The organism is Rhodococcus sp. P4_F5 (genome assembly GCF_056401315.1).
Genome location: NZ_JBFUJP010000003.1, coordinates 23,526 through 45,622, shown reverse-complemented (window position 1 = coordinate 45,622; position 22,097 = coordinate 23,526). Strand labels below are relative to the sequence as shown.

Sequence of the window (22,097 nt, the reverse complement as noted above, 5' to 3'; positions counted from 1 at the left end):
GCGCGGCGGCCGCCGCTGTGCTGCACTGGAGGCCCACCCCGGACACCTGCCGGACCGCCGGCAGCGACGACAAGGACGCGGCATGGCACGGATCGTGATCATCGGCGGACACGGCAAGATCGCCCTGCACCTGGCACGGCTCCTCACCGGCCGGGGCGACCAGGTGACCGCGGCCATCCGAGATCCGGCGCAGGTCGCCGATGTCGAGGCCATCGGCGCAGGGGCCGTCGTTGCCGACGTGGAGCACCTCGACACGGAGGCGATCGCCGAGGTCCTCCGGGGCCATGACGCCGTCGTGTGGTCGGCCGGGGCGGGCGGTGGCAACCCGGACCGCACCTATGCCGTCGACCGGGACGCCGCGATCCGCTCGATGGACGCCGCCGCCCGGGCTGGCGTCGACCGGTACGTCATGATCTCGTACCTCGGTGCGCGGGTGGATCACGGTGTCCCGTCGGACAACTCGTTCTTCGCCTACGCGGAGGCCAAGGCGGCCGCCGACGAGTACCTGCGCGGCACCGACCTGTCCTGGACCATCCTCGGACCCAGCGCGCTGACGCTCGACCCGGCCACCGGCCGGATCGAGACGGGCCCGGACCTCGACGCGCGAAGCGTGACCCGAGAGGACGTCGCACGGGTGGCCGCCGCGGCGYTGCTGCGGCCGGGCACCGCGGGCAGGTTCATCGGGTTCAACAACGGGAACACCCCGATCGACGAGGCGCTGGACGCGTTGGGCTGAGGCGCGTCCGACACAAGCCTTTCACCAGGCGAAACATCATTGTGATCGAATGTGCGTGCGAGTAGAATTTGGTGTATGAAACTCGACGCCATGCTCACCGACCCCGCCCGGGTCGAGGCATGGCGACTCGACGAAACCGAGATCCTCGCCGCGGTACCCGAGCTGGTTCAGGACATGCGCAGACGCGACGCGCTCCTCGTTCGACTCGTCCACGAGGCCGACCAGCACTGCCTCCCCGAACACGCCGGCGCCGCCGACACCACCGCCTGGCTCGCCGGCGCCACCCGGATGCACCGTGCCCGCGCCGCCCAGATCGTCCGCCTCTCCCGCGAACTCCCCCTGCACCCGCAGGTGGCCGACGTGCTGAACGAGGGACGGATCGAACTCGGACACGTGCAGGTGATCGTCAACTTCCTCGACCGACTCGCGAAGCTCACCCGCGACTTCGACATCGACCCGGCGCCCGACGGCACGGACTGGGAGAACCCGGACCCCAACAGCGGCAGGGCCGACGACTGCGAGGCCTACCTGCTCATCGCCGCCCAGGTCGAAGATCCCAAGCAACTGCGCGACCGGGCACGCGAGATGGAGATTCTCTTCGAGCGCGACAGCGACCTGCCGTCCGACGCCGAGAACCCGGAACTCAACGAGTTCCACGCCTCCACCACCCTGGGTGGTCGGGTGCTCGTCAAGGGCAGTTTCGACGCCGAGTCCGGCGAGGCCCTCCAGACCGCCCTCTCCGGGCTGTCGAAGCCGCACCCGACCACCGACGAGGACGGCCACCCGATCCGGGACAACCGCTCCGCCGCCAAGCGCCGCGCCGATGCCCTCGGACAGATCATCCGCGGACACCTCGACAACGCACGCGGACCGATGGAGGGCGGCGAACGACCCCACGTCACGGTGACCATCGACGTCGACGCACTGAAGGACGCGGTCGCCGCGACGTCGCCGACACCCGCGACCGGGGCCTGGCCCGGAAACGACTGGGACTACCACTCCGACAACGCAACCGGCCCCGTCGGCGAGCACGAGGGTTGCACCCGCCCCGCCGGTTTCAGGCCACCCCGCCGGTACCGCCGCGGTCGTCACGCCAGCATGCCGTGGGCCGGTCCGATCTCCGCCGCCATCGCGGCCCGCATCTCCTGCGACGCCCAGGTAACCCCGATCTTCGTCGACCGGGGCGGCAACCCACTCGACGTCGGCGTCACCACCCGCATCATCTCCCCGAAACTCCGGAAAGCCCTGGTGGCACGGGACTGCGGCTGCGCGTTCCCCGGCTGCGGACGCCCCGCCGCATGGACCGACGCCCACCCTCCCCCAAGCACTTCGTGCAGGGAGGTGCCCCCATCGTCCACTGGTCCGCCAAAGGCCCCACCGCACTGTCGAACCTGGTGCTGCTCTGCAAGAAGCACCACACGATCATCCACAGGAACCACTGGGCAGTGGCCATCGGCGATGACGGCCACCCATGGTTCACACCGCCGGCCTGGGTGGACCCGTTGCGAAGACCCAGGCCGGCCCACAACCGGCGCGTGATCCACTGGGCCTGACCAGGCACAGGCCTGAACACTCACCCACAACCAGACCGGTTGCGGCCGAGACACACTCGGCCGCAACCGGTCTGCACTGCTTCGACACCCAACCGATGACAGCCCGCGTCGGGGACAGACCTTCTCGCTCGACCTCAGTCCTCCACGATCCGCTCGGTCAGCCGAACCGTCACCGTCGCCCCGGCCTCCTTGCCGATGGCCCGGCGGACATCCGCCTTGACCGGCAGCTTGTGCGTGCCGTCGCCCATAGCCATGAACGAACTGCGGAAGGGGTGACCGTCGACGGTGCCGCTGACCTTCACCAGGCCCCGGGTGCCGAAGAACTCCACCGACTGCGGCCACACCACGTACGTCCAACCGCCCTTGTTCGGGCTCTTCTGCAGTACCGCCGTGAACTCCTGGTCCAACATCGGATCTCCTCCCAGCCTGTCGACCGCCTACCTACGACAGCTTCCACCGAGGTAGACCCGCCGGCGCGCGCAAACTCATCGACCTCAGCGGATCGGCGTGCCGACCGGGACGTTGACGAAGCTGGGCGCGTTCGGATCCAGCACCAGACGCTGCGGCTCCAGGCCGCTCTCGTCGAGCAGCGGCCGAAGCAACAAACCCTTGGGGAAGTTGGCGGCGTACACGTCGACCCTGAGCCGGTGGCCGGGGGCCAGCACCGCATCGGTGGCGGTCAGGCCCACGTCCAACGCGAGCGGCTGCCCGGGAACCACGGGCTGCCGGCTGTCCAGGGTCAGCCGGTAGAACGGGTCCGTGAAGTCTCCGTTCGCCGACTTCCCGCTCTTCGCGTCGTCGATCGCACGCAGCGACGGCGTGAGCTGTCCACTGGTGAGCACCGTCGAAGTCCCGTCCGGCGCAACGTCGTTGAGGGTGGCGGCCCAGTAGCCGTCGGTGGCGTCGAGCACGGTGTTCAGGTGCACGTTCACCGAGCCGGAGATCTCCGTCCGGACGGTGACCGGCTCGCTGGTGAAGCTGAGCGCGTTCTGCTGACTGAACCTCGAGTCCTTGCCGCAGGCGTCGAGTACCGCCGTGATGCCGATCGTCTGCTGCGCGGAGTCCCGTGAGCACAGCGTCGCCAGGCCCGGGGCGACCGTCAGGGTCGCGCCGTCGGCGGGCTTGGTGGCCACCAGGCTGCCGTCGTGGACGCTGCCGTTCGCGGTGCCACTCGACCGCGCGTCGAAGTACATCCGCTGATGCGTCATGCCCGACCGCGGGAACTGGTCGGTGCTGGTCCAGCCGCCGCCCTGCTGGTAGAGGGTGGCCGGGCCGTAGCTGTCGATCCCGTTGTCGATGCCCTTGAGCCAGCGGTCGAACCAGGCGCGCTGCAGCACGTCGAGCCGCGGCGGGTTGCCTGGCTCACCGAACGCGGAGCCGAAACTCAGGTGGTAGGTGTCGCCCATGATCAGCTGCTTCTGGCCGGGCGGCAGCGGGATGGCGTTGTAGATCYKCGGCTCGCTGTTGGCGAAGATGTCGTGCCACCCGCCGTAGACCATCGTCGGGGTGATGATGTTCTCCGGACTCGAGGCCAGGTCGCGGCGCAACGAGCTGTCCTCCGCGAGAAGAGTTTTCAGATCCGGCGTGACGGCGTCGACACTCGGCACGGTGAGGGCGTTGAGCAGCAGCGGCACGAAGGTGAGCGGGTCGGACTGCCGGTCCGCCAACCATTTCCAGTCGAAGGTCCCGTTGAGGAGCGACTGCACGTCCGGAAGCCACTTCGTCCCGTTGACCGCGGCCAGCCACACCGGCATGAAGCCGATGCCGATGCCGCCTCCCGGCGCGACCACGTCACGCAGGATGTCGCCGCCGGGCTCGATCGGGACGATGGCCTTCAGCGCGGCCGGACGCTTGCTCGCGGCCTGCACCTGGTTGATCGCGGAGTAGGACACCCCGTTCATGCCGACCTTGCCGTCGGACCACTGCTGCTTCGACGCCCAGTCGATGGTCTCGAGGGTGTCCTGCTGCTCCCGGGACTGGAAGACCTGCCAGGTTCCCTGCGAGAAACCGGTCCCGCGAACGTCGACGACCACCTGGGTGTAGCCGCCCTGGATCAGCTTGGGGTCGACGCTGAACGTCCGCAGTCCGCCGCCGGAGGCCGTCTTGATCAGGTCGGCGAGACCACTGACCGGGGTACCCGACAGGTTCAGGTTCCGGGCGAAGTCCATGATCGGATCGCCGAGCTGCGGGACCGAGAGCGCCGCGTTCGCGACCGCCGAGACCAGCTTCGTGTACGGGGTCATGTTGACGACGACCGGCGTCTTCGTGTCCACGGCCCGTCCGGACGCGTCCGCCGGCCGGTACACGTTGGCCTTGAGCACCACCCCGTCGCTCATGGTGATCGGCACGTCCCACTCGGTGTGCACGCCGGGGTACTGCTGCGGGCCGTCGGTGGTCTCGGTCCACTGCGTGCCGAGGCTCCCGCCGTCCGGGGTGACAGCCGCGGCCGGGGGTGCGAGGGGCAGCGTCAGCAGTACCCCGACTGCGGTCACCAGCGCGGCCTTTGCCACCTTCACGGTCAACGTCTCTCCCCTGTCGACGAACGGACGGCCCGCTCACCGAGGCCGGAACGACCCGCAATTCGGGCACCAACCTGCGAGGACGGACAGTACCGCGAAACACTAGGCGTGGATTAGCGGTTAACTTTTACACTGTAACGAAGGTCACAGCCGGCCGCCCGGCCGGTCCGCCCGGATCCACTGGCCATCAGAAACCGGACGCGAGCAGGCCCCGAGCAACACTGCTCGGGGCCTGTTTCGACGTACCTGACGGGTCGCTACCGCGGCATCGCTACCGGATGACCGCGCACTCCTGACCCGTTTCGCGCTGACGCAGTTCCGTCTTCCGGACCTTGCCGGTGGCGGTGCGCGGCAGCTCCGAGATGAACTCCACCCGGGTGGGGCACTTGAAGTGCGCGAGGCGCTCCCGGGCATACGACACGAGCGCCTCGGCGGTCACCTCCGCACCCTCCTCCACGACCGCGTAGGCCACCACCGTCTCGCCCCACTTGTCGTCCGGCACACCGATTGTCGCGACCTCGACAATGCCCGGGAACCGGCACAGGACCTGCTCGACCTCGATCGGGTAGACGTTCTCGCCGCCCGTGATGATCATGTCCTTCTTCCTGTCGACCAGGGTGATGAAACCCTCGTCGTCGACCCGTCCCAGGTCGCCGGTGTGGAACCAGCCGTCCCGGAAGGCCTCCGCGGTGGCATCCGGACGCATCCAGTAGCCGACGGCCACATTGGCGCCGCGTACCACCAGCTCACCCACCTGGCCGGTCGGCACCTCCACACCGTTCGGATCGACGATCCGGGTGTCGATCGCGAACAGTGCCCGGCCGACCGAGCCCGCCTTCGTCTTCACGTACTCGGCATCGAGGAACGAGATCCCCGGGGCCGCCTCGGTCATCCCGAATCCCTCCTGGAAGGGCACCCCCAGCTCCGTGTAGAAGTCGATGACGGGCAGCGGGGTCGGCGCACCGGAGGAGAGCGCGAGGTCCAGCGCCGACAGGTCGTACGACGCGAGGTTCGGGATCCGCATCAACGCGGCCCACATGGCGGGCACCATGAGCTGGACCGTCGCACGCTCGCGCGCCATCAACTCCAGCGTCCCGACGGGATCGAACGCCGCCGCGATGACATTGCGAGCGCCCATGTAGAAGAACGGCAGCGTGTGCATGCCCAGCCCGCCGATGTGGAACATCGGTGTCACCGTGACGGTCACGTCGGTCTTGCGCAGGCCGCGTCCCACGGTCGAGGCGACGTTCTGCGCGTTGGCGATGGTGTTGGCATGCGTGAGCATCGCGCCCTTGGGCTGCCCCGTCGTCCCCGAGGTGTACATGATCATCGCGATGTCACGGGGATCGACGTCCATGTCCAGGCGGGTCGAGGCCCCGGACGCGAGGAGTTCCTCGTACGCGGCACCGACCTCGACCACGTGCCGCACCCGGACCCCCGGCTCCTCGAGCGCGACCCGCCCCGCGGCGAACTGCTCGTGGAGGACCAGTACGTCCGCGCCGAGATCGGCCAGGATGTAACCGATCTCGGGAGCGGAGAGCCGGAAGTTGATCGGCGAGAAGATGGCCCCGATCTTCGCGCAGGCGAAGAGTGCCTCCAGCAACTCCACCGAGTTGGCCATGAGCACCGCGACCCGGTCCCCGCGTCGCACCCCGAGCTGGTCGACGAAGGCGTGCGCCAACCGGTTGGTCCTGGTCTCGAATTCCCCGTAGGTCCAGCGCTTGTCGCCGCAGACGAACGCGACACTGTCCCCGTCGAGTTGGGCGCGTCTCGTCGCCCAGCGGCCAATTCCGTTGTCCATGAAGTTCTCCTGAAGATTGCTACGCCGGCGGGGATGGTGGGTCGGTGAGGAAGGTGAGGCGGCGAGAGAGGGTGGTGCGGGCGACTACGGGGTCATCTTCTGCGTCGTGCGGGCCAGGATCGAGGTGAAGTCGACACCGCGCGAGAGCGTGCCGTAGACGCTCCCCCGGTCTCCGGCCAGCCGGGAGCCGATGAAGGCATCCGAGACCGCGGGGTTGCCGTGCCGGGCGAGGAGCGAGCCCTGCAGGACCAGCGCCATCCGCTCGATCATCCGGCGGGCCCCGATCTCGACGTTGTCGGGGCTGGCCAGGTCCGCCTTCACCGAGCGGACGGCCTCGTCGAGCCRCGCGTCCGCGCCCGCGGCGAGGTCCACCTCGTCGAAGAACGCCTCGACGCTCTGCGGGGACTTCGCCATCGCGCGCAGCACGTCCAGCGCCGCGACGTTGCCGCTGCCCTCCCAGATGCCGTTGAGCGGAGCCTCCCGGTAGAGCCGCGGCATGCCGGACTCCTCGATGTACCCGTTGCCGCCCAGGCACTCGAGCGACTCGGCGGCGTGCTGCGGCCAGCGCTTGCAGACCCAGTACTTGCCGATGGCCAGCGCCAGTCGCTGGAACGCGGCCTCGGACTCGTCGCCACGGATGGCACGGTCGTTGGCGCCGGCGAGGCGCATCATCAGGGTGGTGGCGGCCTCGGACTCGACGGCGAGGTCGGCGAGGACGTTGCGCATCAGCGGCTGGTCGATCAGGTAGCTGCCGAACGCCTTGCGGTAGGTCGCGTGGTGCGCGGCGAACGTGACGCCCTGACGCATGCCCGCCGCGGCGCCGGTGAGGCAGTCCAGCCGGGTCATGTTGACCATCTTGATCATGGTGGGGACGCCACGCCCCTCCTCGCCCACCCGCCAGGCCAGCGCGTTGTGGTACTCGATCTCGGAGGAGGCGTTGGACCGGTTGCCCAGCTTGTCCTTGAGCCGCATCAGCTGCATCGGGTTCAGGGTGCCGTCGGGCTGGACCCGGGGCACGAGGAAGCACGTCACGCCCGCCTTGGTCTGCGCGAGGGCGAGGAAGACGTCGGCCATCGGCGCCGAGGTGAACCACTTGTGCCCGAGCAGCCGGTAGCTGCCGTCGGGCTGCTCGGTGGCGACGGTGGTGTTGGCGCGGATGTCGGAGCCGCCCTGCTTCTCCGTCATGGACATGCTCGCGATCAGGCCCGCCTTGGTCAGCGGCGCGCGCAGCCCGACCTCGTAGTTGGCGTTGCTGAGCAGCGGCTCGTAGACGGCGGCCAGCTCCGGGTTTGCCCGCAGCGCCGGGATGGCCGAGTAGGTGGCGGAGATCGGGCAGGTGTGGCCGGCGTCGACGCGCCACGTGTAGAACTTCGCGGCCCGCGCCACGTGGGCGCCCGGCCGCTCGTCGCTCCAGGCCGCGCCGTGCAGGCCGTAACGGACCGAGGTGCGCATCATCTCGTGCCAGGCCGGATGGAACTCGACCTCGTCGGCCCGGTTCCCGTAGCGGTCGTGGGTGTGCAGGATCGGCGGGTTCTCGTTGGCCAGCCGGCCCCATTCCTGCGCCTCGAAGGTGCCACCGAGCCGGCCGAGCTCGTGGACCTCGTCGGCGGCCCAGCCCGCGCCCTCGCGGTCCAGGCCCTCGAGCAACGCCGGATCGTCGGCGGCGTCGAAGTCCACCAGCCGCGGTACCTGATTGAAAACCTCATGGGTCTGCATGGCGCTACTCCTCCGGTCGGGCAAATCTCCGTGGGCCTGGTGTGGCCGTTGTCACAATTGATATTACATATTTCTGACGTTTGTGGAAGATCCGTAATTTTTGTGGCGGTCGTATACCGTTGACCCCCATCGACAGGGGCGGCCCGCAGCACGTGAATCGCCGACGACCTGGACAAATACGACAGATCGAGAACCTGCCGCGGCGGCAGCGGGGAGGAAGGCCATGACCGGGGCAGGGGCGAGCGAGGGTGGGCAACTCTCGCTTCGACGGCTCACCGCACGCTCGGTGGTGCTCAGCGTCCTGCTGAGCCTGCACCCGCCGGCGCTTGCCGTGCGCGACCTCGTCCGGGCGGTCGAGATGTTCGACATCTCCGAGTCCGCGCTGCGGGTGGCACTGACCCGCATGGTCGCCGCGGGCGACCTCGAGCGCGCCGACCACACCTACCGACTCAGCCGCCGACTGCTGGACCGTCAGCGCCGCCAGGACGAAGCGATTGCGCCGAAACTTCTTCCGTGGCAAGGCGACTGGGACATCGCGGTGATCACCACCACCGGCCGGAGCGCCGCAGACCGCGCCGCACTTCGAGCCGACCTCGACCTGCAGCGCCTCGGCGAGGTCCGCGAGGGCGTGTGGATGCGACCGGCGAACCTCAGCCAGGAGTGGCCGCCGCACGTGGACAGTCAGATCCGCAGGTTCACCGGCCGGCCGAACGAGGAGCCGCAGGGCCTGGCCCGCGACCTGTGGGACCTGGACGGCTGGGCCAGGGCCGCCGAGGATCTCCTCGCCCTGTTCGGCGAGGCAAGCCGACGCGTGGATCGCTTCACCGTCACCGCGGCGAGCATCCGCCACCTGCTGCGCGATCCGGCACTGCCGACCGAGCTGCTGCCGTCGACCTGGCCGGGTCCCGCGCTGCGCGCCGCCTGCGCCGCCTACGAGGCCGAATTCCTCGCCCTGCGGGCCACCGCCGTCCACCCCGGGGCCACCGCCTCGACCCCGCGCGCTTCCACCGCCGCCGAGTAGCGGCTCTCGGTCACCGGACGACGGGCCCGCCGTCGGATCTGGCACCGCCGACCCGGGCAATCACCGGCGTAATCTGCACACATGCCGCGGCGCGGTAGCCGAGTCGTTCCGCGCCCGCAGCTGAGAGCTGTTCACCAACTCGACAACTTGCCATGGGATAACGAAGCGACAGCCAGCCGACTTAAGAGAAGGACCCCCGGGTTTGCAACTCCAGTCACAGACGGACCGATCCGAGCTGATCCCTCCGACCTTCCTGCGTTCGTCGTCGGCGCCCGCACCGCGCACCCTCGTCGACATCGTCACCGCGACCGCCGAGACGTTCCCGGACGCACCCGCCATCGACGACGGCCACGTCACGCTGAGCTACGCCGAACTGCTCGACGAGATCCGGGAGGGCGCACGGCGACTCGGCGAGGCCGGGGTCGGCGGCGGCGACCGGGTGGGTATCCGGATGCCGTCCGGCTCCCGCGACCTCTACCTGGCGATCCTGTCCGTGCTCGCGGCCGGCGCGGCCTACGTGCCGGTGGACGCCGACGACCCCGAGGAGCGGGCCGAGTTGGTGTTCGGCGAGGCCCAGGTGACCGCGGTCCTCACCGGGGGCCGGCCGCTGCCGGGCACCGCGCCGAGCCGCGAGGTCCCGGCCACACCGCGCCCGCCGACCCTCGGCGACGACGCCTGGATCATCTTCACCTCGGGCTCCACCGGCACCCCCAAGGGCGTGGCCGTCAGCCACCGCAGCGCCGCCGCGTTCGTCGACGCCGAGGCCCGGATGTTCCTGCAGCAGGAGCCGATCGGCCCCGGCGACCGGGTGCTGGCCGGCCTTTCCGTCGCCTTCGACGCCTCCTGCGAGGAGATGTGGCTGGCCTGGCGGCACGGCGCCTGCCTGGTCCCCGCTCCCCGCGCGCTGGTCCGCAGCGGCATGGACCTCGGCCCGTGGCTGGTCTCCCGCGACGTCAGCATCGTCTCCACCGTCCCCACCCTCGCCGCGCTGTGGCCCGCCGAGGCACTCGAGGCGGTACGGCTGCTGATCTTCGGCGGCGAGGCCTGCCCGCCGGAACTGGCCGAACGCCTCGCCGTCGAGGGCCGCGAGGTGTGGAACACCTACGGCCCCACCGAGGCCACCGTGGTCGCCTGCGCCGCGCCGATGGACGGCGTCGGCCCGGTCCGCATCGGGCTGCCGCTCGACGGCTGGGACCTGGCCGTGGTGGACGCCGACTCCGTCCCGGTTCCGGTCGGCGAGGTCGGCGAGCTGGTGATCGGCGGCGTCGGGCTGGCCCGGTACCTCGACCCCGCCAAGGACGCCGAGAAGTACGCGCCGATGCCCTCGCTCGGGTGGGACCGCGCCTACCGCAGCGGTGACCTGGTCCGCCTGGACCCCGAGGGGCTGCTGTTCCAGGGCCGCGCCGACGACCAGGTCAAGCTCGGCGGCAGACGCATCGAGCTCGGCGAGGTGGACAACGCGCTGCAGAACCTGCCGGGCGTCAGCGGCGCGGCCGCGGCGGTCCGCAAGACCGCCGCCGGGCACTCGATCCTGGTCGGCTACCTGGCCAGTACCGACCCCGACTTCGACGTGGCGGCCGCCCGCACCCTGCTCGCCGAGCAGCTGCCGGCCGCGCTGGTGCCCCGGTTGGCGCTGCTCGACGAGCTGCCCACCCGCACGTCCGGGAAGGTGGACCGGGCCGCCCTGCCCTGGCCGCTGCCCGGCGCCGGACCCGAGGACGCCGCGACCGCCGCCGGACTGGACGGCACCGCCGCCTGGGTGGCGGGGCTGTGGGCGTCGATCCTCGGCGCGCAGATCACCGGTCGCGACGACGACTTCTTCAACAGCGGCGGCGGCTCGCTGGCGGCCGCGCAGCTGGTGACGGCGCTGCGCGAGCGGTTCCCCGAGGTCACCGTCGCCCAGCTCTACGACCATCCCCGGCTCGGTTCGCTGGCCGACTACCTCGACGAGCTGGCCCCCACCGTCGCGGCAGAGCCCCGGATCGTCGCGCCGACCCCGCGGTCCACCCAGTGGGCGCAGGTGGCGCTGACCGTCCCGCTCACCACGCTGACCGGGCTGCAGTGGGTGACGTGGCTGGCGCTGGTGAACAACGTGCTGGCCTGGTTCGTCCCCGTGCCGTGGGCACCGACCGTGTCCTGGTGGTGGGTGCTGATCGCCTTCGCGCTGTTCATCAGCCCGGTCGGCCGGATGGCCCTCGCCGTCGCCGGGTCCCGGCTGTTGCTGCGGGGCCTGAAACCCGGCACCTACCCGCGCGGCGGCCGCGAGCACTTGCGGCTGTGGGTGGCGCACCGGCTCACCGAGGCCAGCGGCGCCGCGAACCTGTCCGGCGCCCCGTGGATGATCTACTACGCGCGGGCGCTGGGGGCGAAGATCGGCCGCGGCGTCGACCTGCACACCCTGCCGCCGGTCACCGGCATGCTCGAGCTCGGCGAGGGCTGTTCGGTGGAGCCGGAGGTGGACCTGTCCGGGCACTGGATCGACGGCGACGTGGTGCACATCGGCGCGATCCGGATCGGCGAAGGCGCGGCCGTCGGCGCCCGTTCCACCCTCCTGCCGGGCACCCGGATCGGCAAGAACGCGGAGGTCGCGCCCGGTTCCGCGGTGTTCGGCCGGGTCAAGGCCGGGCAGAGCTGGGCCGGCTCCCCTGCAGTCAAGGTCGGCAAGGCGACACACCCGTGGCCAGAGCAGCGCCCGCCCCGCGGCACCCGCTGGGTACCCGTCTACGGCGCCACCTCCCTGCTGATCTCCGGCCTGCCGATCCTGGCGCTGGCCGCCGGCATCGTGCTGGTCGGCTGGGGCGTGCACGACGCCGCCGACCTCGGCGACGCGATGGTGCGGGCGCTGGCCTGGCTGCCCGCGGCGACGCTGCTCGCCCTGTTCGTCTTCGCCGCGGTGACGCTCGCGGCGGTCCGCGCGCTCGGCATCGGCCTGCGCGAGGGCTACCACCCGGTGCGCAGCCGGGTCGGCTGGCAGGTCTGGGCCACCGAACGGCTGCTGGACTCCGCGCGCACCTTCCTGTTCCCGCTGTACGCGAGCCTGCTGACCCCCGGCTGGCTGCGACTGCTCGGCGCGAAGGTCGGCAAGAACGTGGAGGCGTCGACGGTGCTGCTGCTGCCGAAGTTCACCACCGTCGCCGACGGCGCCTTCCTCGCCGACGACACGATGATCGCGTCGTACGAACTCGGCGGCGGCTGGCTGCACATCCAGGAGGCGAAGGTCGGCAAGCGCGCGTTCCTGGGCAACTCCGGGATGGCCGGGCCGGGCCGCCGCGTCCCGAAGAACGGTCTGGTCGCGGTGCTGTCCGCCGCGCCGAGCAAGGCGAAGTCCGGTTCGTCGTGGCTCGGCAGCCCGCCGGTGCGGCTGCGCCGGGCCGTCGACACCTCCGACGCGGCCCGCACGTTCGCGCCGCCGATGCGGCTCAAGATCGCCCGGGCGGTGGTCGAGACCTGCCGGTTGATCCCGGTGACGGTCACCTTCGGTATCGGCCTCGGCGTGCTGTTCGCCCTGCAGGCGCTGGCCGGTGCGGCCGGGTTCGCGGTCGCGGCGCTGCTCAGCGGGCTGGTGCTGCTGGTTGCGGGTGCGGTCGCCGGCGCGGTGTCGGTGGCCGCGAAGTGGCTGGTCGTCGGCCGGATCGGCAAGGTCGAGCATCCGCTGTGGAGTTCGTTCGTGTGGCGCAACGAAGTCTCCGACGCGTTCGTCGAGACCGTCGCCGCACCCTGGTTCGCGCGGGCCGCCACCGGGACCGCGGTGCTGAACGTGTGGCTGCGCGGCATGGGCGCGCGCATCGGCCGCGGCGTCTGGTGCGAGTCCTACTGGCTACCGGAGGCGGATCTGGTGACGCTGGGCGACGGCGCGACCGTCGAGCGCGGGTGCGTCGTGCAGACCCACCTGTTCCATGATCGGATCATGTCCATGGACACCGTCACCCTCGGCAACGGCGCCACCCTGGGGCCGCACTGCGTCGCGCTGCCCGCGTCCGGCATCGGCGACGGCGCCACCGTCGGGCCCGCGTCGCTGGTGATGCGGGGCGACACCGTGCCGCCGAGCACTCGATGGCAGGGGAACCCCATCGGCCCGTGGAGCGTGTCCTGATGGTGAAGCCGGGAAAGTTCGCCGCCGGCGGTGCCGGCAAATTCTACGAGGAACCAGTCGACGCGTACCTGCCGCAGAACGGCAACCGCGGCTACCGCGTCTCGCGGTACGAACTGGAACTGACCTACAAGGTGCCCAGCAACCGGTTGGCGGGCAAGGCGTCGATCACTGCGAACGCCACCGAGGTGCGGGCGAAGTTCGCGTTCGACCTCTCCCCCGCGCTCACGGTGTCCAAGGTGACGGTCAACGGCGCACGCCCGGCCAAGTACACCCATCAGCACGGCAAGCTGACTCTCACACCGGCGCAGAAGATCCCGGCCGGCGGGGCGTTGTCGGTGACCGTGCAGTACGCGGGGACCCCCAGCCCGATCCGCAGCATCTGGGGTGAGGTGGGCTGGGAGGAACTGACCGAGGGCGCGATCGTGGCCAGTCAGCCGAACGGCGCCGCGTCGTGGTTCCCGTGCGACGACCACCCCAGTTCCAAGGCCAGCTACCAGATCTCGATCACCACCGACTCGCCCTACTACGCGCTGGCGAATGGCACCCTGCTGCGCAAGCAGACCCGGGCCAGCCACACCACCTGGGTGTACGAGCAGAGCGAGCCGATGGCCACCTACCTCACCACCATCCAGATCGGGCCGTACGAGCGGCGGCGGGTGCCGTCGGACCTGGCCGCGACGCCCATGCACGCGGTGCTGCCACAGCGGCTGCGGACGCGGTTCGAGCACGACTTCGCCCGGCAGCCCGAGATGATGGACACCTTCGTCCGGCTGTTCGGCCCGTACCCGTTCGCGGACTACACGGTGCTCGTCACCGACGACGAGCTGGAAATCCCCATAGAGGCGCAGGGCATCTCGGTGTTCGGCGCCAACCACTGCGACGGTCGGCGTGGCTCCGAGCGGCTGGTGGCGCACGAGCTGGCGCACCAGTGGTTCGGCAACAGCCTGACGCTGCGATCGTGGCGCGACATCTGGCTGCACGAGGGCTTCGCCTGTTACGCCGAGTGGCTGTGGTCGGAGAACTCCGGCGGCCCGTCCGCGCAGGAGATCGCCACCCAGGCCCACCTGAACCTGGGCCTGCTGCCGCAGGACCTGCTGCTCGGCGACCCCGGACCGGAGCTGATGTTCGACGACCGGGTCTACAAGCGCGGCGCCCTGACCCTGCACGCGCTGCGCCAGGCCCTCGGCGACGAGTCGTTCTTCGACCTGCTCCGGCAGTGGACTGCGCGGTACCGGCACTCGAACGTGACCACCGAGGAATTCACCGACCTGGCAGCACATTTCACCGACGTACCGCTGCGACCGCTGTGGGACGCCTGGCTCTGGCACAAGCCGCTGCCGTAGGCGACTTCGCCGCTCGTGCGCACTTTCCGCCCCTGTGGACACCAAAGGCGCGCACGAGCGCCGGGCGCCTCAGTCCGCGAGGATGCCGCGAAGCACGACGTCGGCCAAGGCGTCGGCGAACGGTCCGGGGTCGTCGAGATCACGGACGGACATCGCGTAGATGGCCGCTCCGGCCATGACGTCGAGCAGAACGTCGACATCGACACCGGTGCGTACCTCGCCCCGCCGACGCCCCTCGTCCAAGCGACGCTTCAACTCGGCGCGGACGCCTGCACGCTGCCGCACGACGAGGTCCTCACGCAATGCCTCGTCGGTGCGCACCTCACTCATCAGCGCGGGGGCGGCGGCTCGGGTGGCGGGGGCGCCGAAAAGTGCGACCGCACCGTGCACCAGCGCACGGACCTGCTCCGCCATCGTGCCGTCGACACCGAGCACGGTGTCCACGTCGGCCCCGCGCTCCGTGTCCAGCACCGGATACACCGCGTCGTTGACGATGTGGGCCTTCGACGGCCAACGCCGATAGATCGCCGGTCGCCCGACACCCGCCAGGGTCGCAATCGCGTCGATCGAGGTACCGGCGTAGCCCTTTTCGGCCAACAACTGCCGGGTCGCATCCAGCACCGCCGCGTCGATCGCCGGATCCCGCTGCGGACCCAGCCGACGCCGGGTCTCGAATTCATTCGACAATTTCAAAACCCCATACATCGCACTGTGGTAGCGGCTACATTGTGTCACGCCCTAGTCGTTACACCGTGTATCGACTAGAGGTTTGTGCACACCAGCTCTCCCGCAGTGGCCCGCTCCTGGATGGAGGAGTCGTCGGCCCACCAGCGTTACGGATTCACCGGACCCGCGACGTCGCTCCCTCACCGGTCCAGCGACGCCGGTTTCGGCCGCGCCGCCCGGAATCACTTCGGTCGGCCCGTTCTTGCAGACAGAGAGGCTCCACATGTCCACACGCATCGCGAAGGCCGCCGCCTTGCTCGTCACCGGCGGGCTGCTGTTCGCCGCGCCTGCCACCGCAAATGCACTCGACCTCAGCTCCCTCGGCACCGGCTCGCTCGGCGCGTTGCTCGGCTCGGGCTCGGGCGCTCCGGCCCTGGCCCCCACCCCGAAGCTGGCCTCCGTCGCCAACTTCCGCGACGTCGCCGGCAACGAAGGCGCCGGCTACGTCACCGCCGACGGCGAGCACCTCAAGCGCGGCGTCATCTACCGCGCCAACGGCCTCACCTCGACCAGCGACGCCGACAAGGCGACCCTGCTCGAGCTCGGGCTGACCCAGGTCGTCGACCTCCGCGGCGCATCCGAGATCGCGAACCCGATGGTGGGCGGCGCGGACAAGCTTCCGGAGGGTGTCAAGTACACCCAGGTCCCGATCGAGTTCGGGGACCTGGTCCAGCTCGCCACGACCATCAAGTCGCCGGAGGAGGGCGTCCAGTTCATGGAGGACGCCAACCGCAGCTACGTCACCGACCCCGTGCGCCGGGCCGCATTCACGGAGGTCCTGACGAACTTCGCCACGAGCGAGGGCGTCGACCTCTTCCACTGCTCCTCGGGCAAGGACCGCACCGGCTGGACCACCATGCTGCTGCAGACCATCGCAGGCGTCCCCGCTGAGACCGTCATGAACGACTACATGCTCAGCAACGACTACCTGAAGGAAGCCACCGCGAAGACCCTGGGCATGATCAGCAGCGCGATCAGCCCGCAGGCTGCGCTCAACCTGACTCCCGTCGTCACGGTCGAGAAGAACTTCCTGCAGGCCGGGCTCGACCAGATCACCGAGACCTACGGCACCTTCGACAAGTACCTCACCGAGGGCCTCGGCCTGAGCGAGGAGACCATCGACGCCCTGAAGGACAAGCTGGTCGACTAGGCCTTCTGTCCCAGGCAGGTCAATTCGGTACCTTCGCACGATTCGCGCGCGCATCTCCCCGGGCTCCGGGGAGATGCGCGCGGGACCTTGCCGCCACCAGCACCAGGCTCGACGCCGCGACCACCGCGCCGACGCCGAACAGCATCGGGTAGCTGAAGATTCCGGGCCACTGCGCCACCGCCAGGGCCATCGCCGCGGGCACCGCGAACCCGATGTAGGTCAGCGAGTAGAAGACCGCCGTCAGCCCGGCCAGGTCGTCGGGCCGGGCGATCCGCTGGATCTCCTGCAGCCCCGCGACCAGTGCCATGCCGTAGCCGCTGCCGAGCACCGCCGCGGCGAGCAGCGCCAGYGGCACCGTCAGCCGGTCCGCCGCGACGGCTCCGACCGCCATGCCCAGCACCAGAATCCCCAGCGCGACCAGCACGGCCCGGGCGCTCGACGGGGTGTCGATGCGCCGGCCCAGCGCCTGGATCGCGAACCCACACGCCAGCGCGACCACGCACAGCAGCGACGAGAACGCGACCGGCCGGCCCCCGGTGTGCTCGGCCATCAGCGACGGCATCACCGCATACGCGCAGCTGGCCGCGCCGAACACCCATGGCGCGACCGGTGCGATGACGAACCAGAACCGACGGTGCGCGGCGGCCGGGATCTTGAGGTCCTGGGCCAACGGCGCCCGGTCGGCGGACGGGGTCGCCGGACGACTCTCCGGCGCCCACAGCAACGCGACGCCCGCGGCGAGGGCGAGCACGATGTGCAGCACGTACGCCAGGGCACTCGGCCACGGCGCCCACTGTGCGAGCACCCCGGCCAGGCCGGCGCCGACCGCGAACCCGGCGGTCAGGCTCATCGCGGCCCGGCGCGCACCGGAGCCGCCACCGGCCGCCGTCTCCCACCGGCCGCTCGACAGCTCCTTGAGCCAGCTGCCGCCCACCGCCATGCCGAGCCCGAGTCCGATGCCGCTGAGGATGCGCCCGACGACCAGCAACAGGGTGCTGTCGGCGCCGACTGCCAGTACCAACGAGCCCCCCGCGGCGACGAACGGCGCGGGCAGCATCAGCGCCCGCCTGCCGAGCCGGTCCGAGAGCGGGCCACCGACCAGGAGCGCGGGCACGATGCCGAAGACGTACGCGAACAGGAAGGCGTCCACCACCACCGGCGAGAAGCCGTGGTCGAGCCGGTACATCACCAGGAGCGGGGTGAACTGGTTTCCACCCCAGGCGACCGCGAACATGGCCGCCGCCACCAGCATCCACGGCGGGATCCACCGCCGGCCGGAAGTGGCTGTGTCCCAGCTTTCCTGGACCTGAACGCTCATCGGTCGCCGCCCCGGGGCAGGCCGTGCACCCGGCGCATGTGCTCGCCGACGGCGGTCTCGAACTGCTCGGCCGCACCGGCGTCGATCAGCTCCACCAGCCGCGCGTGGTCGTCGATGATCGACGCCAACTGCAGCGGGTCGCGGGCCAGGGAGCGTGCGGTCATCCGGCGCTGGCGCTCACGCAGACCCGCGTAGAAGGTGTCGAGCAGCGGGTTCCCGCCGGCCTGCACGATCAGCCGGTGGAAGTCGGCGTCGAGCCCGCTGAACTCGGCGACGTCACCGGCCGCGGCGACGGCCCGCTGCTCGTCGAGGCCGGCGCGCAACCGCCGGACCAGTTCGGCGCGCGCGGCGGGCGCCGCGGCGACGGCCCGGACCGCGTCGGCCTCGACCAGGCGGCGCGCGGAGACCACGTGCTCGGCCTCGCCGTCAGCGACCGGAACCACCAGCGCCCCACGCTTGGGGTAGAGCCGCATCCAGCCCTCCGCCTCGAGCCGCAGGAAGGCCTCGCGCACGGGGGTTCGGGAGGTCCCCATCTCGGCGGCGATCTCGCCCTCGCTGATCAGCTCGCCGCCGGGCAACGCGGCGGACAGGATCCGCTCCTTGACCTCGCGGTAGACCTGCTCCGCAGCAGAATGCAACTTAGACACAAGATGTATTTATACGCTCTGGAGGAGACGTAACAGCAGGTGGGTATGGTTTTCGGCAGCCCGACCCTGGCCGGGAAGGAGGCCGCCTCGGCCGGTCGACGACCCAGGTCAGGGCACCCAGTACTTGGCCGCGAGTTCCTCGATCACCGGGTCGCCCTCGGACGCCCCGTCCAGCGCGTTGAGGTCGTCGTCCAACGAGACCAGTCGCGGATCGTCCTCCTCCGCACCACCCGACGCGTACCCCGTGTCCTCGGTGATCTGGCGGAGCATCTTCTCGCGCACCCGAGCCTTCAGCGAATCGCTCATAGTTGAGCATGGCCCCGCCGCGCGGCGCTGTCGAGTCCCGATCGTTCGACGCTCAGTCGTCGTTCTCGTCCTGCTTGCCGAATGCCCGTCGTGCCACCGGGATCAGCGCCACCAACGCACCGACGAGAACGATCACCGAGACGATCTGCAGTGCCATCGAGCCACCTCCGAGATTCGACTGCCGGGCCGGTCGGCGCGGTCAGGTCGGCGCGAGTGCCGCACCCCACGGGGTGTTCCGCAGCACCGTGAACACGGCAAGCACCGCAAGCACCGCGACCGTGGCGGTCCGTCCCGACACGAAGCCCGCACCCTCGACCCCGTTCCAACGACGACGCGCCCATCCCCACCATGCCACGACCGCCACCACGGCCAGCGGCAGGACGAACAGGTTGCTCGACAGCGAGGCCGCAACCTCGCCGTGAACGAGGTCGGCGCTCGCCCGCAGACCTCCGCAGGCCGGGCACCACAATCCGGTCAGTGCGTGGAACGGGCAGACTCCGTAGGCGCCTGGCCGGTGCGGGTCGCGCAGGCACAACAGCGTCGCAGCCGCCGCCGCCCCGAACGCGGCGGCGAGCGGGGCCCGGACCCGTCGCACCCGCGGCCCGTGCTGCGACACCACCATCGGATCACTTCCATTCCACCGGAATCGGCTGCAAGCAGGGTGAGATGACAGTAGTCCGAAGGGGCCGGCCCCCTCCGGACGCTCGACCCCGACACCCGCGGCCGCGAACAAGAAGCAGGAGAACACCCATGACCGAACCGATTTACGACAAGTCCGAACAGCTCAAGCAGGTCCAGCAGGGACTGCTCGACGGCGAGACGGTGATCGCGGTGTACGACTGCATCGGCGCGGGGACCGGATTCATCGGCCTGACGAACCTTCGGGTGGTGATCCAGGACAAGAGCTTCGTCGGCAAGCGGACCGCGATCACGTCCATTCCCTACGGGAACGTGCGGTCGGTGTCGTTCCTGAGCAACAAGTCCTGGGCCGGGCAGTTCTTCTCGTCCAGCAGCATCGCGGTGACCGCGGGACCGGACACCTTCGAGGCCGACTTCCGAGGCCTGGACAAGGCACACCACGTCCACTCGGTGATCCTGGACCGGATCACCCGGTAACACACTTGCCCACAGCTGTGGACAACCCTATGCACATCACCCTCCGAGCTGTGGGCAACCTGTGGATGGTTTGCCGAACTACGCGGATGATATTCGCCTGACCTGCATTGATGCTCTTACTCACACTGTGGATAGATTTGCAAACACGACATTGCCAGCCGGTGAGCACAAGGTGTCGGAAGTGATCACAACGCGGCTCCGGAAGAGTTGTCCACAGCACCCCTGTCGTGGACACCTGCCTGGGGGGCGCGCCACCCGCCGCCTCAGTAACCGTCCGGCGGGGCGCAGTTCTGCCACCACCCGGGACTGCGCTCCGGGTACGGGCAGGCCGTCTCCGGGGGCAGGCTGTCCGGCCCGTTGCCCGTTCCCTCGTCGGGGAACAGGTACGGCCGGTTGTAGTCGTACTGCGGGCCGTAGCCGGGCGGGTTGTGGTCGAAACCTTCCCCTCGGTCCACCGCGAGGGCTGGCGCCACGGCAGTGGTAATCGGCACCACCGCAAGCAGTCCGACGAGTGCGGCCTGCGCCAACAGCCTGGCCGGGCGCCGCGCACCGTGTGAAGTGATCATCGTCGACCCCTCATCCGCAGCCGAATGCCGCGTGAGCCAGGTGCGGCTCGCCTGCTCTCTCGTTTTGTACGTTCGACGGCGGAAATGCCGCCCCCAACAGTCTCGCCCTCGCCGGGGAGGACCGGAAGGGCCGGCCGTGAAATGGCCCGGATGTTCCGGCGGCGCCGACGCCCCCGACGCGGCTCGCGGAGTTGCCGTCGGAAGCCCGGCGCGTACGTTGGGTGAGGCCAGTTGAACTCGAGCCCCGAGCACCGGGGCGAACAACCGAGCACGAGAAAGCCCCTCACCTGATGTTCCAGGTGAGGGGCTTTCTGTGGAGCCGCCTGACGGAATCGAACCGTCGACCTTTTCATTACGAGAACGGCACGCGAGTATCGGAAACTCCCCGAGGTCCCATCAGTGCAGGTAGACGAGTGTGTGCTCGTCGTGGAATCCACCGAATGCTGTCCTTCACCCGGAATCCCGGGACAACATTGGGGACAACATCGGGAGGGACCCGTCTAGCGATACTTCGGCGGCGCTACATCTGGCTGCGAATGGCCTTGATCGTCATGAACATACGATTAGTCCCCTCGATGTCCACAAAGCCCGCATCCGCATAGAACTTCCGAACCCTGCTCGTTCGGTCCGCATCAATGTCATCCACCACCGGATCCACGACGAGGTAACGGCCGCCGGCCGCATCCGAGGCCTGTACCGCCTTGACCATGGCCTCAACGAGAAGGTCTGCGCCGTGCGAAGTACCTTTTTGCGATTCGCAACGGGCCAACTTGCACAACAGGTAGCCGGGATAGCCTTCTTCCCTCGACTTGTTGATCTCCACAATCGTCGTGGGGCACAACGTAAAGAAGCCAGTGACCTGTTGATACTCGTCTTCAGGCTTCATCGATACGTGCGTACGAGACAGTCCCCCGGTGTGCGCTGGCAGGGCTTCCTTGGTCAGCCAACAGTCAAGGGCATCGTCGCCACAACGAAAGAAGCCCGTGTCGTGAGACTTCGTGATCGACTCGTAGACGAACTCAAGCACCTCTAGCGGGTCGCAGCCCGACGAGCGGCAAACTTCTTGCTCAGCTGCTGCGCTACCGGCGTTTCGGCGTTTGCCATCCGACTGAACTGACCAGAAGAGACGTACGTCACATCCGCCCCAGAAGCGCCAAGTGCGGCCTTCTTCTCAAAACGGCGGTCCGACATGACGCCCTCCTTGTTTCTCGACTGGCATACCGTTCCAGCGCCAAGGGGGCCCGGAACTCGCGACGCGCAAGTCTCTGTGCAGGCAGTATTACGAGATACAGAGCGGTTCGCAATGACCTTCCACACGGAGGGCCGGCCCAAATCAGCATCGCCGGGGTGACTCAGGCCCGCGTGAGCCAAGAACGGCCGCCAGGGGTCCATATGGACGCCCTCCCGAGCCTTGTGGATAACTCTGCAGAGAGTATAACGATTTCGTAACTGGGTGCGAGATGGTGCCTCCTTCCTTGACACGCCC

General features: G+C 69.6%; 18 protein-coding genes. 7 read left to right on the top strand and 11 right to left on the bottom strand.

Going from position 1 to position 22,097, the window contains the following annotated elements; all coding sequences use genetic code 11:
* The first annotated feature begins 82 nt into the window (after positions 1-82).
* Positions 83-736, top strand: a complete 654-nt coding sequence (locus AC1DU4_RS03000) for an NAD(P)-dependent oxidoreductase (protein WP_477837617.1) — start codon at positions 83-85, stop codon at positions 734-736.
* Positions 737-811: 75 nt separating this feature from the next.
* Positions 812-2,275: a DUF222 domain-containing protein gene (locus AC1DU4_RS02995; RefSeq protein ID WP_477837616.1), complete on the top strand. Its 1,464-nt coding sequence runs from the start codon at positions 812-814 to the stop codon at positions 2,273-2,275.
* A 148-nt stretch (positions 2,276-2,423) separates the two neighbouring features.
* On the opposite strand, the gene AC1DU4_RS02990 is transcribed toward AC1DU4_RS02995, so the two are convergent.
* The 4 genes from AC1DU4_RS02990 to AC1DU4_RS02975 all read right to left on the bottom strand — a co-directional run bounded on the left by AC1DU4_RS02990 (position 2,424) and on the right by AC1DU4_RS02975 (position 8,325).
* The gene (locus AC1DU4_RS02990) at positions 2,424-2,699 is read right to left on the bottom strand and encodes a DUF1905 domain-containing protein (RefSeq protein ID WP_477837615.1); all 276 of its coding nucleotides are present in this window, start codon (positions 2,697-2,699) and stop codon (positions 2,424-2,426) included.
* A gap of 84 nt (positions 2,700-2,783) precedes the next feature.
* Entirely contained in the window at positions 2,784-4,805 is a 2,022-nt protein-coding gene (locus tag AC1DU4_RS02985) for a CocE/NonD family hydrolase (RefSeq protein WP_477837712.1), read from the bottom strand.
* A gap of 274 nt (positions 4,806-5,079) precedes the next feature.
* Positions 5,080-6,609: an acyl-CoA synthetase gene (locus AC1DU4_RS02980; protein ID WP_477837614.1), complete on the bottom strand. Its 1,530-nt coding sequence runs from the start codon at positions 6,607-6,609 to the stop codon at positions 5,080-5,082.
* An 84-nt stretch (positions 6,610-6,693) separates the two neighbouring features.
* A complete protein-coding gene (locus AC1DU4_RS02975; protein WP_477837613.1) occupies positions 6,694-8,325 on the bottom strand; it encodes an acyl-CoA dehydrogenase family protein in 1,632 nt (543 codons plus the stop codon).
* 223 nt (positions 8,326-8,548) lie between these two features.
* On the opposite strand from AC1DU4_RS02975, the gene AC1DU4_RS02970 reads away from it, so the two are divergent.
* The 3 genes from AC1DU4_RS02970 to AC1DU4_RS02960 all read left to right on the top strand — a co-directional run bounded on the left by AC1DU4_RS02970 (position 8,549) and on the right by AC1DU4_RS02960 (position 14,782).
* Positions 8,549-9,346, top strand: a complete 798-nt coding sequence (locus AC1DU4_RS02970) for a PaaX family transcriptional regulator C-terminal domain-containing protein (RefSeq protein ID WP_477837612.1) — start codon at positions 8,549-8,551, stop codon at positions 9,344-9,346.
* Between the two features lie 202 nt (positions 9,347-9,548).
* Positions 9,549-13,439 (top strand): Pls/PosA family non-ribosomal peptide synthetase, encoded by a 3,891-nt coding sequence (locus AC1DU4_RS02965; protein ID WP_477837611.1) that lies wholly within the window; start codon positions 9,549-9,551, stop codon positions 13,437-13,439.
* Positions 13,439-14,782, top strand: a complete 1,344-nt coding sequence (locus AC1DU4_RS02960) for a M1 family metallopeptidase (protein ID WP_477837610.1) — start codon at positions 13,439-13,441, stop codon at positions 14,780-14,782. Before AC1DU4_RS02965 ends, AC1DU4_RS02960 begins: the two co-directional genes overlap by 1 nt.
* Before the next feature lie 69 nt (positions 14,783-14,851).
* On the opposite strand, the gene AC1DU4_RS02955 is transcribed toward AC1DU4_RS02960, so the two are convergent.
* Positions 14,852-15,469 (bottom strand): TetR/AcrR family transcriptional regulator, encoded by a 618-nt coding sequence (locus AC1DU4_RS02955; protein WP_477837609.1) that lies wholly within the window; start codon positions 15,467-15,469, stop codon positions 14,852-14,854.
* Between the two features lie 262 nt (positions 15,470-15,731).
* Here AC1DU4_RS02955 and AC1DU4_RS02950 point away from each other — a divergent pair, with 262 nt between their 5' ends.
* Positions 15,732-16,658 (top strand): tyrosine-protein phosphatase, encoded by a 927-nt coding sequence (locus AC1DU4_RS02950; RefSeq protein ID WP_477837608.1) that lies wholly within the window; start codon positions 15,732-15,734, stop codon positions 16,656-16,658.
* Positions 16,659-16,677: 19 nt separating this feature from the next.
* On the opposite strand, the gene AC1DU4_RS02945 is transcribed toward AC1DU4_RS02950, so the two are convergent.
* From AC1DU4_RS02945 to AC1DU4_RS02930, 4 genes are all read right to left on the bottom strand, one after another.
* On the bottom strand, positions 16,678-17,910 hold the full coding sequence (locus AC1DU4_RS02945; protein ID WP_477837711.1) for an MFS transporter: 1,233 nt from the start codon (positions 17,908-17,910) through the stop codon (positions 16,678-16,680).
* Positions 17,911-17,972: 62 nt separating this feature from the next.
* Positions 17,973-18,623, bottom strand: a complete 651-nt coding sequence (locus AC1DU4_RS02940; RefSeq protein WP_477837607.1) for a GntR family transcriptional regulator — start codon at positions 18,621-18,623, stop codon at positions 17,973-17,975.
* Positions 18,624-18,731: 108 nt separating this feature from the next.
* The gene (locus tag AC1DU4_RS02935; protein ID WP_072845468.1) at positions 18,732-18,929 is read right to left on the bottom strand and encodes a hypothetical protein; all 198 of its coding nucleotides are present in this window, start codon (positions 18,927-18,929) and stop codon (positions 18,732-18,734) included.
* Positions 18,930-19,128: 199 nt separating this feature from the next.
* Positions 19,129-19,551, bottom strand: coding sequence for a DUF2752 domain-containing protein (locus AC1DU4_RS02930; RefSeq protein ID WP_477837606.1), 423 nt, complete (start codon positions 19,549-19,551; stop codon positions 19,129-19,131).
* 128 nt (positions 19,552-19,679) lie between these two features.
* Here AC1DU4_RS02930 and AC1DU4_RS02925 point away from each other — a divergent pair, with 128 nt between their 5' ends.
* Entirely contained in the window at positions 19,680-20,045 is a 366-nt protein-coding gene (locus AC1DU4_RS02925) for a PH domain-containing protein (RefSeq protein ID WP_072845466.1), read from the top strand.
* A 263-nt stretch (positions 20,046-20,308) separates the two neighbouring features.
* On the opposite strand, the gene AC1DU4_RS02920 is transcribed toward AC1DU4_RS02925, so the two are convergent.
* Together AC1DU4_RS02920 and AC1DU4_RS02915 are read right to left on the bottom strand one after the other, a co-directional pair.
* Positions 20,309-20,611: a hypothetical protein gene (locus AC1DU4_RS02920; protein ID WP_477837605.1), complete on the bottom strand. Its 303-nt coding sequence runs from the start codon at positions 20,609-20,611 to the stop codon at positions 20,309-20,311.
* Between the two features lie 520 nt (positions 20,612-21,131).
* Entirely contained in the window at positions 21,132-21,638 is a 507-nt protein-coding gene (locus AC1DU4_RS02915; protein WP_477837604.1) for a hypothetical protein, read from the bottom strand.
* Positions 21,639-22,097 lie beyond the last annotated feature (459 nt).